We start from the raw sequence: 15,166 nt of genomic DNA, 5'->3' as shown, positions 1-15,166 counted from the left end.
GTCAGTCGAGCTTGCGTGCGCTTGCCGTGGCCTTGTCCAGCTCCCAATACGCCCGTAGCGCGACCATCTGGCCGTCGCCGTTGACCCGGTAGGTGAACACGCCCTCGGCGGTGACCTCGTATCCGCTGGATCGGATCACGATGCTGCCGACGTTGGCTTCCTCGTCACCGCAGATGTAGGTCTTCTCGAAGTTGAACGTCAGCTCGCTCGGGGCGATCGCCATGTCGTAGAACTTCGCGATCGCCTCCTTACCCCGGTGGCCCTTGCCCTCGGGGTCGAAGTGCGACGGCCCGATCGGATCCTCGACGACAGCGTCGTCGGCGAACACCGACAGCCAGGCCTCCTTGTCACGGGCCATGGCCGCCTCGCGGGAACGCTTGCCCGCGAGGTGAACCGGCGCCACGTCGCTCACTTCGAGACCGGCTTGTCGGCCGACACCACCCACATCGAGTAGTACTGGGAGCCACCGCCGTACGCGTGACCGAGGGCCTTTCGGGCACCCTCGACCTGGTGGTCACCCGCCTTGCCCATGACCTGGATCGCCGATTCGGCGAAGCGGATCATTCCGGATGCGCCGATCGGATTCGAGGACAGCACGCCGCCCGAGGCGTTGAACGGGATCTTGCCGCCGATTGCGGTCTCGCCGGCCTCGGTGAGCTTCCAGCCCTCACCCTCGGCGGCGAAGCCGAGGTTCTCCAGCCACATCGGCTCGAACCAGGAGAACGGCACGTAGACCTCGGCGACGTCGATCTCGTCGATCGGGCTGGTGATACCCGCGTCCCGCCACAGGGCGGCCGCGGCATCGCGACCGGCCTGCGGGTTGACCTGGTCGCGACCCGAGTAGGCCAGCGGCTCGGTGCGCAGCGCGGTGGCGTGGACCCACGCCACCGGATGGCCGTCGGCGACGCGGCGATCCGCGATCTCCTCGTTGCCGATAACCATTGCGCAGGCGCCGTCGCTGGACGGGCACGTCTCGTCGAAGCGAATCGGATCCCACAGCATCTGCGACGCCATCACCTTGTCCAGGGTGATGTCGGGCTGATGCAGGTGCGCCAGTGGATTCTTGGCGCCGTTGAGGCGGTCCTTCACCGCGACCATCGCCCCGATGTGGCTTGGTGCGCCGGAGCGCCGAATGTAGGACCGCACGTGGGGTGCGAAGTAGCCGCCCGCGCCCGCGCCGACGGGCTTGGTGAACGGCACCGGAATGCTCAACGCCCACATGGCGTTCGACTCGGACTGCTTCTCCCACGCCATGGTCAGCACGCGCTTGTACTTGCCCGACTGCACCAGGCTGGCGGCCACGATCGCCGTCGACCCGCCCACCGACCCGGCGGTGTGCACCCGGATGAGTGGCTTACCCGTCGCGCCGACTGCGTCAGCCATGAACAGTTCGGGCATCATGACGCCCTCGAAGAAGTCGGGCGCCTTGCCGACCACCACGGCGTCGATGTCGTCGAACGTCGAACCGGAGTCCTGCAGCGCCCTGTCGATGGCCTCGCGGACCAGGCCGTTCATCGACACGTCTTGACGCTTGGCGACGTACTTGGTCTGCCCGGTGCCCAGGACCGCGGCGTTCCGACCGGCCATCAGTTGTCCTTCCCTTCCATCACGGCAACCAGGTTCTGTTGCAGCGCAGCGCCACTCGTGGCATGCGCCAGCACCCGACCCGCTGAACCGTCGAAGATGTGCCGAGCGGCGAAGCCGATGCGTTCCAGACCGGCGACGAACATCGGATTGGCCGCCAACGCCCCACCGGAGGGATTGACCACGGTGTTCGAACCGAGCCCGATGGCCTCGGTGAGGATCAACTGCTGATGGCTGAACGGCGCGTGCAGCTCCGCCACGTCGATCGAGCCCGCATCGCCTCCGGTCGCGGCGGCAGCAGAGGCCGCCGTCGACGTCGAGACCGTAAGGTCGCGTGCCCCGAGCACCGGTGTCTCGATGCGGTGCTCAATGCCGGTGATCCAGGCCGGCCGCTCGCGGAGCTCGCGGGCCCGATCGCCTGCGGCGAGCACTATCGCGGCCGCACCGTCGGTGATGGGCGCGATGTCATGGCGGCGCAGCGGATCGGCGAAGTACGGCCGGGCCAGCAGCTCATCGATGCTCTTGGCGGACTTCTCCGAATCGGTGCGTTCGGAGACGGCGAAGGAGTCAAGCGCCACCTGCGCCATCTGCTCGGCGGTCCACTTGCCGGCGTCGAGGCCGAAGCGGGCCTGCAGGCCCGCCATCGACACCGAGTCGGGCCACAGCGGCGCCAGGGAGTACGGGTCGGTCTGCAGGGCCAGAATCCGGCGCAGGACGCCGGCACTGGACTTGCCGAAGCCGTACACCAGTGCGGTGTCCACCTGGCCGGTCAGCAGTTTGATGTAGGCCTCGTACAGCGCCCAGGCCGCGTCCATCTCGACGTGTGACTCGTTGATCGGGGGTACCGCACCGATCGAGTCGATCGCCGAGATGAACGAGAACGCCCGACCGGCAAGGTAATCCGAGGAGCCCGAGCACCAGAACCCGATATCGGTCTGCTTGATGCCCAGCTCCGCGTACAGCTCGGCGAAGCACGGCATCAGCATCTCGACGCCGTTGGTGGTGCCTTCGGTGCGGCGCACATGCGGAGCATGCGCAAAACCGACCACCGCGACATTGCGATCCGTCATCTTGTTCAACCGCCCTTAGAGGTGGTGCTTGTAGGTGTCGTAGTCGGCGTCGGGCTCACCCGTCGGCCGGAAGTACTCGATGTTGTCGATGCCAAGGCCCCACTCATCGCGGGGCCGCCACACGGCCTCCACCCGCATGCCCATCCGCACGTCCGCGGCATCGATCTCGAGGATCAGGTGCAGGAACGGGATGTCGGCACCGTCCAGCAGGACGTAGGCCGCGACGTACGGCGGCTTGATGCGCTGGCCGGCGAACGGGATGTTGATGATGGCGAACGTCGTCACCGTGCCACGGTCGGGCAGCTCGACGAACTGATCGAGTGCCTGGCCAGTCCCCGGATCCGCCTCCTTGGGCGGGAAGTACACCTTGCCGTCGTCCCCGGAGCGGGCCCCGAGCAGCTTGCCCTCCTCGAGCCCACGCAGGAACGTGCTCTCGGGAAGGGATGCGGTGTGCTGGATCTCGAGGTTGCTCGGGCAGACGAGCATGGTGACCGGGTCCCGGTCATCGGCCGCGTCGGGGACCTCCTCGGCGTCCTCACCGAGTTCGAAGTACGCGATGTCGGTGATGGCACCGATCGGCTCGTCGGCCCAGTGCACGTGCACCCTGGCGCCGGTGCTGATCGCGTCGGGCGTCCCGGCGTCGACCGCGTGCAGCAGCGGGGTGTCGGCTCCGTCGAGTGTGATCAGTGCCCAGGCGAACGGACGGCGCAGCGGCTGCCCCTCCAGCGGGTTGGGCTGCCACGTCCACGACACCACCGTTCCGACGCTGGCCACCGGAACGACCTCGTTCAGGGGCGCGTAGGTGACCGGGTCATACTCAGCAGGAGGTACGTGCACCCGGCCATCCGAGCCGCGCACACCGACGACATGTCGGCCGCGTAGTTCGGTGAAGAAACGACCGAGTACCGGACCTACTGAACGGGTGTAGTCGAATGACAGCTTCAGGGGAGCCGAAAGTGGAGACTCGTGGCCGTCGATCTGGGCCGGACTGCTTTGGCTGGCGCTCACGGCATCGAGTAGAACAGGTTCTAACAATCGTCGCAAGGACGGGCTCACCAGCCCGGGAAGGTTGGCTCTCATGAAGTTGGGTCTGCAGCTGGGATATTGGGGCGCGCAGCCCCCGACGAACCACGCGGAACTGGTGGCCACCGCCGAGGAATCGGGCTTCGACACGGTCTTCACCGCGGAGGCCTGGGGGTCCGACGCCTACACACCACTGGCGTGGTGGGGACGCGAGACCACCCGCATGCGGCTCGGAACCTCGGTCATCCAGTTGTCGGCGCGCACGCCGACGGCGTGCGCCATGGCCGCGCTGACGCTGGATCACCTCTCCGGGGGCAGGCACATCCTCGGTCTCGGGGTGTCGGGCCCGCAGGTCGTCGAGGGTTGGTACGGGGCGAAGTTCCCCAAGCCACTGGCCCGCACCCGCGAGTACGTCGACATCCTGCGCCAGGTGTGGGCGCGCGAGGCCCCGGTGCACAGCGACGGCCCGCACTACCCCCTGCCGCTGACGGGTGAGGGCACCACGGGGCTGGGTAAGAACCTCAAGCCGATAACGCATCCGCTGCGCGCCGACATCCCCGTCATGCTCGGCGCCGAGGGGCCCAAGAACGTGGCGCTGGCCGCCGAGATCTGCGACGGCTGGCTGCCGATCTTCTACAGTCCGCGCATCGCCGACATGTACAACGAGTGGCTCGATGAGGGCTTCGCGCGGCCCGGTGCCCGGCACACCCGCGAGACCTTCGAGATCTGCGCGACAGCGCAGGTGGTCGTGACCGACGACCGGGCCGGTGTCATGGAGCTGATGAAGCCGCACCTGGCGCTCTACATGGGCGGCATGGGGGCTGAGGACACCAACTTCCACGCCGACGTCTACCGCCGAATGGGCTATTCGGAGGTCGTCGACGAGGTGACCGCCCTGTTCCGCAGCAATCGCAAGGACCAGGCCGCGTCGGTCATCCCCGACGAACTCGTCGACGACTCGGCGATCGTGGGCAACCTCGACTACGTCAAGGAGCAGATCAAGGCGTGGGAGGCCTCTGGCGTCACCATGATGGTCGTCGGTGCCCGCTCACCCGAGCAGATCCGGGACCTCGCCGCGCTGGTCTAGTAGACACTTTCTTGCAGTTGTCTAGAACACGTTCTAGATTTGGCGTGTGACCGACGCCATAACTCCCTCGCAGCACACCATTGCCGGCACGGTCCTCACCATGCCGGTCAAGATTCGGGCGGCCACGCAACACATGGCGATGTTCTCGGTCGACGCTGATGCCGCGCAAGCGATGATCGACTACAGCGGTCTGCGGGTCTGCCGTTACCGGCCCAACCGTGCCGTCGCGGTTCTCATGCTCATGCGCTACATCGACGGCGACCTGGGGGAGTACCTCGAGTACGGCACCAACATCATGGTGAATCCGCCGGGGTCGAACGAAAGCGGCATGCGCGCGCTGCAGTCGGCTGGCGCCTTCATTCATCACCTGCCCGTGGACCAGGCGTTCACTCTTGAGGCGGGGCGATCGATCTGGGGTTACCCGAAGGTGATGGCGGACTTCACCGTCACAGATGGCCACCACTTCGGGTTCGACGTGACCATCGATGGTCAGTTCGCGGTGGGGATCGACTTCCGGCCCGGACTGCCCGTGCCGTCGAGGTTCACCTCCAAGCCGCAGGTGCATCCGACCTATTCGCATCTCGACGGCGTCACTCGCGAAACCGCAGGGGAGATGACACTTTCCGGCGTCCGCTACCGACTCGGTGGCGCAACAGTCCGGCTTGGCCAACATGCCTACGCCGCCGAGCTCGCGTCACTAGGCTTCCCCAAACGCGCGATGATTTCGAGTTCAGCCGACAACGTCGAGATGACATTCGGCGACGCCAAGGAGATTGCATGACAACGGTTCTTGCCAACACTCGGCCCGACGTCGACCTCGCAGACGGCCGCTTCTACGCCGACGGCAAGGCGCGCGAGGCCTACCGCTGGATGCGGGCCAACGAGCCGGTGTTTCGGGATCGCAACGGGCAGGCCGCGGCGGCGAGCTACGCGGCGGTGCTGGACGCCGAGCGCAATCCCGAGCTGTTCTCCAGCGCGGGCGGCATCAGGCCCGATCAGCCCGGCATGCCCTACATGATCGACATGGACGACCCCGCACACCTGTTGCGGCGCAAGCTCGTCAACGCCGGCTTCACCCGCAAGCGGGTGATGGACAAGCTGCCCTCGATCGAGAACCTCTGCGACACCCTGATCGACGCGGTGTGTGAACGCGGCGAGTGCGACTTCGTCCGAGACATCGCGGCGCCGCTGCCGATGGCGGTGATCGGCGACATGCTCGGTGTCGCACCCACGGACCGCGACATGCTGCTGCAGTGGTCCGACGACCTGGTCTGCGGGCTCAGCTCGCACATCGACGAACTCACCATGCAGAAGGTCATGGATACCTTCGCCGCCTACACCGCGTTCACCATGGACGTCATCGCCAAGCGGCGCTCAGAGCCCACAGACGATCTGTTCTCCATCCTGGTCAACTCCGAGGTCGAGGGACAGCGGATGGACGACGTGGAGATCGTCATGGAGACCCTGCTGATCCTGATCGGTGGTGATGAGACCACCCGTCACACGCTGTCGGGCGGCACCGAACAGCTACTGCGCCACCGCGATCAATGGGACGCGCTGGTGGCCGATCCCGATCGGTTGCCCGGTGCCATCGAGGAGATGCTGCGCTGGACCTCGCCGGTGAAGAACATGTGCCGAACTCTGACTGCCGACACCGAGTTTCACGGCACAGAGCTGCGCAAGGACGAGAAGATCATGCTGATGTTCGAGTCCGCCAACTTCGACGAGAGCGTTTTCGGCGACCCGGAGAACTTCCGCATCGATCGCCAGCCCAACAGCCACCTGGCGTTCGGATTCGGCACGCACTTCTGCATGGGAAATCAGCTGGCTCGCCTGGAGCTCTCATTGATGACCAGCCGAATCCTCAAGCGGCTGCCCGATCTACGCCTGGCCGACGGAGCCGAGGTGCCCCTGCGCGCGGCCAACTTCGTGAGCGGACCCGAGGGCATGCCGGTGGTCTTCACGCCGACCAAGAGGGTCCTCGACTAGCGCGCTGAACTTGCGCGCACCCGTAGCGTGCTTGGCACATAGACGGGTCCCCGTACGTCGTGGCCGTCGATGCGATCGATCAGGAGTTCCACCGCCGCCTCGGCCTGCCGATCGGGGTGCAAGTCGAGGGCGGTGACCGCCGGCTCGCTCTCACGGGCCTCCCGGCCGTCGATACCACCGACCACCAGAACGTCCTGCGGGATGCGTAGTCCCCGTTCGCGGCACGCGGTCACGACACCGTTCGTGTAGCCCTCGGCCGTTGCGTAAATGGCATCCGGAGGTTCGGGGCCGTCAAGCAATCGGCAGGCGGCCTGGTAGCCGGCGCGATGGTCGAATTGCACCGGCACCCGCACTCTCAGGTCCGGGGATCCCGTCTCCTTGCACCACGCCGCGTACGCCTCGTCGATGTCGATCGACCAGGCTCGGGTCCATGCCGTCGTGAGCAAGGCGATGCGGCGCGCACCCTGAGCCCGCAGATGTTCCAGGACCAGCCGAGTGTTGGCCGCGTTGTCGCCGGCCACGTAATGGGCGCGATCGGGCCTGCCCGCGTCGCGCTCGATGGACACGACGGGAATTCCGATGCCCTCGAGGAGATCGATCTGCGGATCGGACGCGATCGGGTCGCACAGGAGGACCCCGTCGGGATTGATCGCCTCCCACTCCTCCGCGGTGGTGAGTTCCGGCGGGAGGATGAGCGCCCGCTCGTGCTCGAAGGCCGCCGACGCCGCGGTGGCGGCGATGGCCATGTAGTAGTCGAGCGCCACGATCTGACGCGCGACCTCCCGGCCGTCCTCGCGCGGCAGGATGAGGACCAGCGACCCGGTCCGGCCGCGCCGCAGAGCCCGGGCTGTCGCGCTCGGCCGGTAGCCGAGCCGGTGCGCCGCGGCCCGCACGCGTTCGATGGTTACCGCGCTGACCTCGCCCTTGCCATTGAGCGCGTGAGAGACCGTGGTGGCCGAGACCCCGGCGGCATCGGCCACATCGCGGATGGTCACTCGGGCACGGGCCACGGGCTCACTTTACTCTGCGCGACCCCTCGGAAATGCCTTGAAAGAGCTGCCCAAATCGGTAAGGGCTTGACCCAAATCGATTTGGGTCTACGATTCCTCCCCATGGAACATGTGCTGCCCATCACATCCGGTTCGGGGTTGATCGTGAACGCCGACATCCGCACCCTGGACGCCGGTCAGCCAACGGCCGAGGCGGTCAGCTGGGCCGACGGGATGATCACCGCCGTCGGCACCACCGCCGAGGTGCTGGCCGTCGCCCCCGCCGGGGCCGACCCGATCGACCTGCGCGGCGCGGCACTGACACCGGGACTGATCGACTCCCACATCCACCCGGCCTGGGGCGCCGAGCTGTCCCGGGGGGCCGACCTGGCCGGGTGCACCACCCTCGAACAGGTACGCACCGCGTTGCGGGCGGAGGCCGCGCGGACACCGGCCGACCAGTGGATCCGCGCCTGGAACCTCGACTACGCCGCGTTCTCGCCAACCGGCATCCGCGCCGATCTGATCGACGAGGCGGTCAGTGGCCGGCCCCTCATCGGTGTCTTCTACGACCTGCACACCGCCATGATCTCGACGGAGGCGATCCGACAGAGCGGGCTGACCGGCCGCGAGACCTTCCCCGACGCTGCGGCCGTCGTCGTCGACGACGCGGGTCTGCCGACCGGCGAACTCAAGGAACCCTCGGCGTACCAACCCCTGACCACGGCGCACGCGGAGACGGATACGGCCGCGGTCTTGGATCGACTGGCCGGTGTTCTTGGCAAGCTCAACCGATTTGGTGTGACCGGCGGTGTGGTGATGGACGCCAGCGCCGCCGACCTCGACACGTACGCCGCACTCGACAATGCGGGTCGGCTGTCGGTGCGACTCGTCACCGCGCTCTGGCATCACCCCGACCGCGACGACGCCGGAGTCGCCGAGTTCATCAAGCTCGCCGCGCGCGGCGGCCGACGCTGGCGCTCCGGACTGATCAAGATCTTCAGCGATGGCGTGATCGACACCGGAACCGCATGGCTGCGCGAGCTCGACACCTGCGGGTGCGGATCGCATCCATTCTGGCCGGACCCCGAACGCCTTCGGGACGTGATCGCCCAATACACCGCGGCAGGAATACAACTCGCGATCCATGCGGTCGGCGACCAGGCCGTCGCGTTCGTCCTGGACTGCTATCGAGATGTGGGTGGCGGCGGCACGGTGCGGCACCGGTTGGAGCACCTGGAGCTACTCGAGGACGACGACGTGAAACGGCTTGCCGACCTGCAGATCACCGCGTCGATGCAGCCGCTGCACATGCAGTGGCGCCAAGCCGACCACAGCGACTCGTTCGCCCGGCGACTCGGACGCCGCCGCGCGGCCCAGGCCTTCCGGGTCGCCGACGTCATCGCCGCAGGCGCTCCGGTATGCCTCGGCTCGGACTGGCCGGTCGCGGATTCCGATCCCAGATACGGGATGGCCTGGGCCCGGTTGCGTCGCCGTCCCGGCGACCGCGACGGACACGTATTCGAGCCGGACCAACGGCTTTCGGGTGAACAGGCCCTGCTTGGCTACACCGCCTGGGCGGCCGATGCCCTCGGCGACACCGACCGTGGCCGAATCCGGGTGGGGGCCAGGGCCGACCTGACGGCCTTCGCCGAAGATCCCGTGCGGGTGTCCGCCGACGATCTGATCGACCTACCGATTCCGCTCACCGTCGTCGACGGCGAGATCGTTCACCGAGAGGACGTCTGATGACCGACAGCACCAGCGCACCGGCCCCGCCAACCGCCCGTTCGGCACCCCGCCGATCGATCGGAGTGTGGGGACTGGTCTTCTTCGTCGTCGCGGCCGCTGCGCCACTCGCGGTGATGTCCGGTGTCGCACCACTGGCCGTGATGTTCGGCGGAGTCGGTGCGCCCGGCGGATATCTGCTTGGTGGAATCGTGATGGCGGTGTTCGCCGTTGGGTTCACCGCAATGAGCCGGCACGTCGACAACCCCGGCGCGTTCTACGCCTACATCTCGCGCGGGCTCGGCCGTACCGTCGGACTGGGCGCGGCGTTCGTCGCGGTGCTGTCCTATGTCCTCATCGCCGTCAGCTTCGTCCCCGCGATAGGGGTGTTCGCCCACGACACCGTGCTGTCACTGACCGGTGTGGACATCGCGTGGCAGATCTGGGCGGTTGTCGGCTGGCTCGCCGTCGGTGTCCTCGGCTACCTGAACATCACGCTCAGCGCCAAAGTGCTCGGAGTGCTGCTGGGCCTGGAGGTCCTGGTGCTGGTGGTGTTCGCGGTGCCGATCATCTTCCAGGGCGGTGCCGAGGGCCTCAGTTTCGGCAGTTTCAACCCGGGCAACGTGTTCGGTGCCGGAGTCGGCGCGCTGTTCGTGCTGGCGTTCGGAGCGTTTCTCGGATTCGAGTCGACGGCGATCTACAGCGAGGAAGCCAAGGATCCCAAACGCACTGTGCCGCAGGCGACTTTCATCGCCGTCGGATTCCTCGCGCTGTTCTACACCGTCGTGCTGTGGGCGGCGATCATGGCCTACGGCCCGGAGCAAGCCGTCGTGGTGGCGACTGAGGATCCGACCGGCATGTTCTTCACCGCAACCGAACAATGGGTGGGCGCACCCGTTGCCAACGCCATGCACGTGCTGATCGTCACCAGCGCGCTGGCCGCGGCGCTGGCCTTCCACAACGCAAGCGCGCGCTATCTGTCGGCCCTGGCCTCAGAGCATGCGCTGCCGTCCCCGCTCGCCCGCCGCTCGAGCTCCGGCTCGCCCGGCGTGGCCAGCCTCACCGTCTCCGCTGTCGCGGGCGTCATCGTCGTGGCCTTCGCGCTTGCCGGCGCCGATCCCTACACCCACACGTTCATCTGGCTCAACGCGATCGGCATCCCGGGCATCATCGGTCTGCAGGCACTGTGCTCGGCCGCGGTCGTGGCCTTCTTCCGGCGGGATCCCCACGGTCACGGTGTCTTCACTCGACTCATCGCCCCCGCCGTCGCCACCGTGGCGCTGACCGGCACACTGATACTCATCGTCATCAACTACGACCTGCTCACCGGGGCCGGGGCCGCCACCAACGCGGCGCTCATCCTGGTGCTCCCCGTGACATTCATCGCGGGACTGGTTGTCGCGCGCATCCTGCGGGCTCGTCAGCCCGAGACCTATCAGCAGCTCGCGACGGTACGTCCGGATGAGCCCACGAGCGTGGGTTGATGAACGCGCTCGTCGTCGCGGGAGTTCTCGAGCTCACCGCTGGCGTGCTGACCGGCTGGCTGATGGTGGCGGCCGGCTCGGATCGCTGGCGAACCCGGCTGCGGATGACCGACACCCGGCGCATCCGGCAAGGTCATCTAGACCTTCTCATCATGGGCGCCATCCTTGTCGCGCTCGGTGCCGCGAATCTGCAGCTGCCGGCCGTGGCGACGGTTCTGATCATCGCGGGATCCTGGATCGCGCCGCTGCTGTTCTTCCCGCTGGCGTGGAGGCCGTCGCTCGCCGACTGCCGACCGCTGAACTGGCTCGACCGCGCCGGGTTCGTCATGCTGACGGTGGGCTACCTGATCACCGCCGTGACGGTGGTGTTCTGACCGGCGGCGCACCCACCTGCCGCGCTACGACGTCCCTCGTTTGTGAATCTGACGACGAAATCCGCCGGATAACGTCGTCAGATTCACAAACGAGAGCAGCGGCGTCGACGCCGAGGAGAGGGCCTACTTCATCTGGAAGTTCGGGGGCCGCTTCTCCTTGAACGCCCGCGGGCCCTCCTTGGCGTCATCGCTAAGGAACACCGGGATGCCGTTGGCGGTGTCGGGCTTGAAGGCCTCTTCCTCGTGCAGGCCCTCGGCCTCGCGAATGGTCTTCAGGATCGCCTGCACCGCGAGCGGACCGTTGTTGTTGATCACCTCGGCGATCTCGAGGGCCTTGTCCAGCGCGGTGCCGTCGGGCACGACGTATCCGATGAGCCCGTAGGACAGGGCCTCGGCGGCCGTGATGTGTCGTCCGGTCAGCAACAGATCACACGCGATGGTGTACGGAATCTGGCGGGGGAGCCGCACCGCGGAACCGCCCATCGGGTAGAGGCTCCACTTGGCCTCGGAGATGCCGAACTTGGCGCTCTCACCCGCGACGCGGATGTCGGTGCCCTGCAGGATCTCGGTGCCACCGGCGATCGCGGGGCCCTCGACCGCGGCGATCAGCGGCTTGCGCAGCCGGCGGCCCTTGAGCAGACCCTCGATCTTCGACGGGTCGTAGGCGCCGCTCTTGAAGGCGTCCCCTGGCGGCGCCTTGGTGGCGGCCTTGAGGTCCATGCCCGCGCAGAAGTAGCCACCCGCGCCGGTCAGGATGCAGGTGCGGATCTCGGGATCCTCGTCGACGCGGTCCCACGCCTCGACCATTATTCGCATCATCTCGCCGCTGAGTGCGTTGCGCGCCTCGGGGCGATTGAGCGTCACGATCAGGGTGTGTCCCCGCTGCTCAATGAGGGCGTCGGGGCTCTTTTCGGACTCGGTCAAGGGGATCCGCCTTCCAGCGTCGTAGCCATAGAAAAGACCTTGTCTCACTGTGCTGCTTGAACAAAAATGTAACACGTTCTAGTTTAGGTTCTGTGGCCCTGAATATTGCCGATCTTGCCGAGCACGCGATCGACGCCGTGCCTGACCGTGTCGCCCTGATCTCGGGCGACGAACAGCTCACCTATGCCGGGTTGGAGGAGAAGGCGAACCGCTTCGCCCACTACCTCATCGATCAGGGCGTCAAGAAGGACGACAAGGTCGGCCTCTACTGCCGCAACCGCATCGAGATCGTCATCGCGATGCTCGGCATCGTCAAGGCGGGCGCGATCCTCGTCAACGTCAACTTCCGCTATGTCGAGGGCGAACTGCGCTACCTGTTCGAGAACTCGGACATGGTGGCGCTGGTGCACGAGCGTCGGTACGCCGACCGCGTGGTCAACGTGCTGCCCGAGACTCCGAACGTCAAGACCATCCTGGTGGTCGAGGACGGCAGCGATGACGACTACCAGCGCTACGGCGGCGTCGAGTTCTACTCCGCGCTGGAGCAGGGCTCGCCCGAGCGTGACTTCGGTCCGCGCAGCGCCGATGACATCTACCTGCTCTACACCGGTGGCACCACGGGCTTCCCCAAGGGCGTGATGTGGCGTCACGAGGACATCTACCGGGTGCTGTTCGGCGGCACCGACTTCGCGACGGGCGAGCCCATCGCCGACGAGTACGACCTGTCCAAGCAGGCGGTCGCCAACCCGCCGATGATTCGGCTGCCGATCCCGCCGATGATCCACGGCGCCACGCAGTCGGCCACCTGGATGTCGTTGTTCTCCGGTCAGACCGTGGTGCTGGCACCGGAGTTCAACGCCGACGAGGTGTGGCGGATGATCCACGAGCACAAGGTGAACCTGCTGTTCTTCACCGGTGACGCCATGGCACGTCCGCTGCTGGATGCCCTGCTTGCGCATCAGGACGAGGGCAACACCTACGACCTGTCATCGCTGTTCCTGCTGGCGAGCACCGCCGCGCTGTTCTCCACCAGCATCAAGGAGAAGTTCCTGGAGCTGCTGCCCAACCGCATCATCACCGACTCGATCGGGTCCTCGGAGACGGGGTTCGGCGGAACCAGCATCGTCGCGAAGGGCCAGTCGCACACCGGCGGGCCGCGCGTCACGATCGACAAGAACACCGTCGTGCTCGACGAGGACGGCAATGAGGTGGTGCCGGGTTCGGGCGTGCGCGGCATCATCGCCAAGCGCGGTCACATCCCGGTCGGCTACTTCAAGGACGAGAAGAAGACCGCCGAGACGTTCCAGACGATCAAGGGTGTGCGGTACGCGATACCGGGTGACTACGCCGAGGTCGAGGCCGACGGCAGTGTGACGATGCTGGGCCGCGGGTCGGTGTCCATCAACAGCGGTGGCGAGAAGATCTACCCCGAAGAGGTGGAGGCCGCGCTCAAGGGGCATCCCGACGTGTTCGACGCCCTGGTTGTCGGTGTGCCCGACCCACGGTTCGGTCAGCACGTCGCCGCCGTGGTGCAGCCGCGCGACGGCGCCCAGCCGACGCTGGCGGAACTCGACGCGTTCGTGCGCAACGAGATTGCGGGGTACAAGGTGCCACGCAGCCTCTGGCTGGTCGACGAGGTCAAGCGCTCGCCGGCGGGCAAGCCCGACTACCGGTGGGCCAAGGACACGACCGAGGAGCGTCCGGCTGATGACGTGCACGCCAAGCACGCGGGAGCGAACACCTGATGAGGCGAGCGAAGCGAAGGGGGATATAGATGCGTACTGAACTCTGCGAGCGGTTCGGCATCGAGTACCCGATATTCGTCTTCACCCCGTCGGAGAAGGTCGCGGCGGCGGTGACCCGCGCAGGCGGACTGGGCATGTTGGGCTGCGTGCGGTTCAACGACGCCAACGATCTCGAGGACGTCCTGCAGTGGATGGACGCCAACACCGACGGTAAGCCCTACGGCGTCGACATCGTTATGCCCGCCAAGGTGCCGACCGAGGGGACCTCGGTAGACATCGACAAGCTGATTCCGCAGGGGCACCGCGATTTCGTCGCGAAAACCCTTGCAGATCTCGGTGTTCCGCCTCTGCCCGAGGGTGAGGAACGCAATGAGGGGACACTCGGCTGGCTGCACTCGGTTGCCCGGAGCCACGTCGAGGTGGCGCTGAGACACCCGATCAAGCTGATCGCCAACGCACTCGGCTCACCGCCCAAGGATGTCATCGACCAGGTGCACGCCGCGGGAGTGCCGGTGGCTGCCTTGGCGGGTAGCGCCAAGCACGCCCAGCGTCACGCCGAGAACGGCGTCGACATCGTGATCGCCCAGGGCCACGAGGCGGGCGGCCACACCGGTGAGATCGCCTCGATGGTGCTGGTGCCCGAAGTCGTTGACGCGCTGGGCAGTAAGACCGCGGTGCTGGCGGCGGGTGGTATCGGAAGCGGCCGCCAGGTCGCCGCCGCCCTCGCGCTTGGCGCGCAGGGGGTGTGGATGGGATCGGCATTCCTCACCGCCGCCGAGTACGACCTCGGCGTTCGGACGGAGAGCGGTGTGTCGGTGGTGCAGCAGGCGCTGCTTGCCGCGACCTCCAGCGACACCGTGCGCAGGCGCGTCTACACCGGCAAGCCCGCGCGGCTGCTCAAGAGCCGGTGGACCGACGCCTGGGACGCCGAGGGCGCCCCGGAGCCCCTGCCCATGCCGCTGCAGAACGTCCTCGTGAGCGAGGCGCATCAGCGGATGAGCGAGTCGTCGGACCCGACCACGGTCGCGATGCCCGTCGGTCAGATCGTCGGCCGGATGAACGAGATTCGGCCCGTCGCCGACATCATCGCCGAGCTGGTGGCTGGTTTCGAGGATGCGACCAGGCGCCTCGACGGCATCCGCGAGGACTAGGGACCAATCCTCGTTCGC

14 protein-coding genes are annotated in these 15,166 nt (G+C 66.9%); 8 read left to right on the top strand and 6 right to left on the bottom strand.

Annotation, left to right across the window (positions count from 1 at the left end):
• Position 1: 1 nt before the first annotated feature.
• The 4 genes from ABIA65_RS12720 to ABIA65_RS12705 are packed head-to-tail and all read right to left on the bottom strand — an operon-like array spanning position 2 to position 3,662.
• Positions 2–358 (bottom strand): nuclear transport factor 2 family protein, encoded by a 357-nt coding sequence (locus tag ABIA65_RS12720; RefSeq protein WP_354523773.1) that lies wholly within the window; start codon positions 356–358, stop codon positions 2–4.
• A 50-nt stretch (positions 359–408) separates the two neighbouring features.
• A complete protein-coding gene (locus ABIA65_RS12715; RefSeq protein WP_354523704.1) occupies positions 409–1,587 on the bottom strand; it encodes a thiolase family protein in 1,179 nt (392 codons plus the stop codon).
• Entirely contained in the window at positions 1,587–2,654 is a 1,068-nt protein-coding gene (locus tag ABIA65_RS12710) for a thiolase family protein (RefSeq protein WP_354523703.1), read from the bottom strand. Before ABIA65_RS12710 ends, ABIA65_RS12715 begins: the two co-directional genes overlap by 1 nt.
• Positions 2,655–2,669: 15 nt before the next feature.
• On the bottom strand, positions 2,670–3,662 hold the full coding sequence (locus ABIA65_RS12705) for a Zn-ribbon domain-containing OB-fold protein (protein ID WP_241402980.1): 993 nt from the start codon (positions 3,660–3,662) through the stop codon (positions 2,670–2,672).
• A 70-nt stretch (positions 3,663–3,732) separates the two neighbouring features.
• Between ABIA65_RS12705 and ABIA65_RS12700 the strand changes: the two genes are divergently transcribed.
• The 3 genes from ABIA65_RS12700 to ABIA65_RS12690 all read left to right on the top strand — a co-directional run bounded on the left by ABIA65_RS12700 (position 3,733) and on the right by ABIA65_RS12690 (position 6,753).
• A complete protein-coding gene (locus ABIA65_RS12700; protein WP_241402981.1) occupies positions 3,733–4,764 on the top strand; it encodes an LLM class F420-dependent oxidoreductase in 1,032 nt (343 codons plus the stop codon).
• Between the two features lie 100 nt (positions 4,765–4,864).
• Positions 4,865–5,545, top strand: coding sequence for an acetoacetate decarboxylase family protein (locus ABIA65_RS12695; protein WP_354523772.1), 681 nt, complete (start codon positions 4,865–4,867; stop codon positions 5,543–5,545).
• Positions 5,542–6,753, top strand: coding sequence for a cytochrome P450 (locus ABIA65_RS12690; RefSeq protein WP_354523702.1), 1,212 nt, complete (start codon positions 5,542–5,544; stop codon positions 6,751–6,753). Before ABIA65_RS12695 ends, ABIA65_RS12690 begins: the two co-directional genes overlap by 4 nt.
• On the opposite strand, the gene ABIA65_RS12685 is transcribed toward ABIA65_RS12690, so the two are convergent.
• Positions 6,750–7,763, bottom strand: a complete 1,014-nt coding sequence (locus ABIA65_RS12685) for a LacI family DNA-binding transcriptional regulator (protein ID WP_241402983.1) — start codon at positions 7,761–7,763, stop codon at positions 6,750–6,752. The genes ABIA65_RS12690 and ABIA65_RS12685 overlap by 4 nt on opposite strands.
• A 102-nt stretch (positions 7,764–7,865) precedes the next feature.
• Between ABIA65_RS12685 and ABIA65_RS12680 the strand changes: the two genes are divergently transcribed.
• The 3 genes from ABIA65_RS12680 to ABIA65_RS12670 are packed head-to-tail and all read left to right on the top strand — an operon-like array spanning position 7,866 to position 11,328.
• The gene (locus tag ABIA65_RS12680; RefSeq protein WP_354523700.1) at positions 7,866–9,491 is read left to right on the top strand and encodes an amidohydrolase; all 1,626 of its coding nucleotides are present in this window, start codon (positions 7,866–7,868) and stop codon (positions 9,489–9,491) included.
• Positions 9,491–10,954: an APC family permease gene (locus ABIA65_RS12675; protein WP_354523699.1), complete on the top strand. Its 1,464-nt coding sequence runs from the start codon at positions 9,491–9,493 to the stop codon at positions 10,952–10,954. The genes ABIA65_RS12680 and ABIA65_RS12675 overlap by 1 nt, the downstream gene beginning before the upstream one ends.
• The gene (locus tag ABIA65_RS12670; protein WP_241402986.1) at positions 10,954–11,328 is read left to right on the top strand and encodes a hypothetical protein; all 375 of its coding nucleotides are present in this window, start codon (positions 10,954–10,956) and stop codon (positions 11,326–11,328) included. The genes ABIA65_RS12675 and ABIA65_RS12670 overlap by 1 nt, the downstream gene beginning before the upstream one ends.
• Before the next feature lie 123 nt (positions 11,329–11,451).
• On the opposite strand, the gene ABIA65_RS12665 is transcribed toward ABIA65_RS12670, so the two are convergent.
• The gene (locus tag ABIA65_RS12665) at positions 11,452–12,252 is read right to left on the bottom strand and encodes a crotonase/enoyl-CoA hydratase family protein (RefSeq protein WP_241402987.1); all 801 of its coding nucleotides are present in this window, start codon (positions 12,250–12,252) and stop codon (positions 11,452–11,454) included.
• Between the two features lie 92 nt (positions 12,253–12,344).
• Here ABIA65_RS12665 and ABIA65_RS12660 point away from each other — a divergent pair, with 92 nt between their 5' ends.
• Positions 12,345–13,997 carry a medium/long-chain-fatty-acid--CoA/3-oxocholest-4-en-26-oate--CoA ligase gene (locus ABIA65_RS12660; RefSeq protein WP_354523698.1) on the top strand — a complete coding sequence of 551 codons (1,653 nt, stop codon included), beginning with the start codon at positions 12,345–12,347 and terminating at the stop codon, positions 13,995–13,997.
• 29 nt (positions 13,998–14,026) lie between these two features.
• Positions 14,027–15,148 carry an NAD(P)H-dependent flavin oxidoreductase gene (locus ABIA65_RS12655; protein ID WP_354523697.1) on the top strand — a complete coding sequence of 374 codons (1,122 nt, stop codon included), beginning with the start codon at positions 14,027–14,029 and terminating at the stop codon, positions 15,146–15,148.
• The last annotated feature ends 18 nt before the right edge of the window (positions 15,149–15,166 follow it).

The organism is Mycolicibacterium sp. 624 (assembly GCF_040548615.1).
Classification (GTDB): domain Bacteria; phylum Actinomycetota; class Actinomycetes; order Mycobacteriales; family Mycobacteriaceae; genus Mycobacterium.
Note: the sequence above shows the minus strand (reverse complement) of the source record. Positions and strands in the feature narration are given on the sequence as shown.

What these genes read in the sequence shown, in the direction of transcription:
- ABIA65_RS12710 (WP_354523703.1), bottom strand. Translation starts at nt 2,654, where the DNA reads ATGACGGATCGCAATGTCGCGGTGGTCGGTTTTGCGCATGCTCCGCAT.
- ABIA65_RS12690 (WP_354523702.1), top strand. Translation starts at nt 5,542, where the DNA reads ATGACAACGGTTCTTGCCAACACTCGGCCCGACGTCGACCTCGCAGAC.
- ABIA65_RS12655 (WP_354523697.1), top strand. Translation starts at nt 14,027, where the DNA reads ATGCGTACTGAACTCTGCGAGCGGTTCGGCATCGAGTACCCGATATTC.
- ABIA65_RS12670 (WP_241402986.1), top strand. Translation starts at nt 10,954, where the DNA reads ATGAACGCGCTCGTCGTCGCGGGAGTTCTCGAGCTCACCGCTGGCGTG.
- ABIA65_RS12720 (WP_354523773.1), bottom strand. Translation starts at nt 358, where the DNA reads ATGGCCCGTGACAAGGAGGCCTGGCTGTCGGTGTTCGCCGACGACGCT.
- ABIA65_RS12700 (WP_241402981.1), top strand. Translation starts at nt 3,733, where the DNA reads ATGAAGTTGGGTCTGCAGCTGGGATATTGGGGCGCGCAGCCCCCGACG.
- ABIA65_RS12680 (WP_354523700.1), top strand. Translation starts at nt 7,866, where the DNA reads ATGGAACATGTGCTGCCCATCACATCCGGTTCGGGGTTGATCGTGAAC.
- ABIA65_RS12715 (WP_354523704.1), bottom strand. Translation starts at nt 1,587, where the DNA reads ATGGCCGGTCGGAACGCCGCGGTCCTGGGCACCGGGCAGACCAAGTAC.
- ABIA65_RS12695 (WP_354523772.1), top strand. Translation starts at nt 4,865, where the DNA reads ATGCCGGTCAAGATTCGGGCGGCCACGCAACACATGGCGATGTTCTCG.
- ABIA65_RS12675 (WP_354523699.1), top strand. Translation starts at nt 9,491, where the DNA reads ATGACCGACAGCACCAGCGCACCGGCCCCGCCAACCGCCCGTTCGGCA.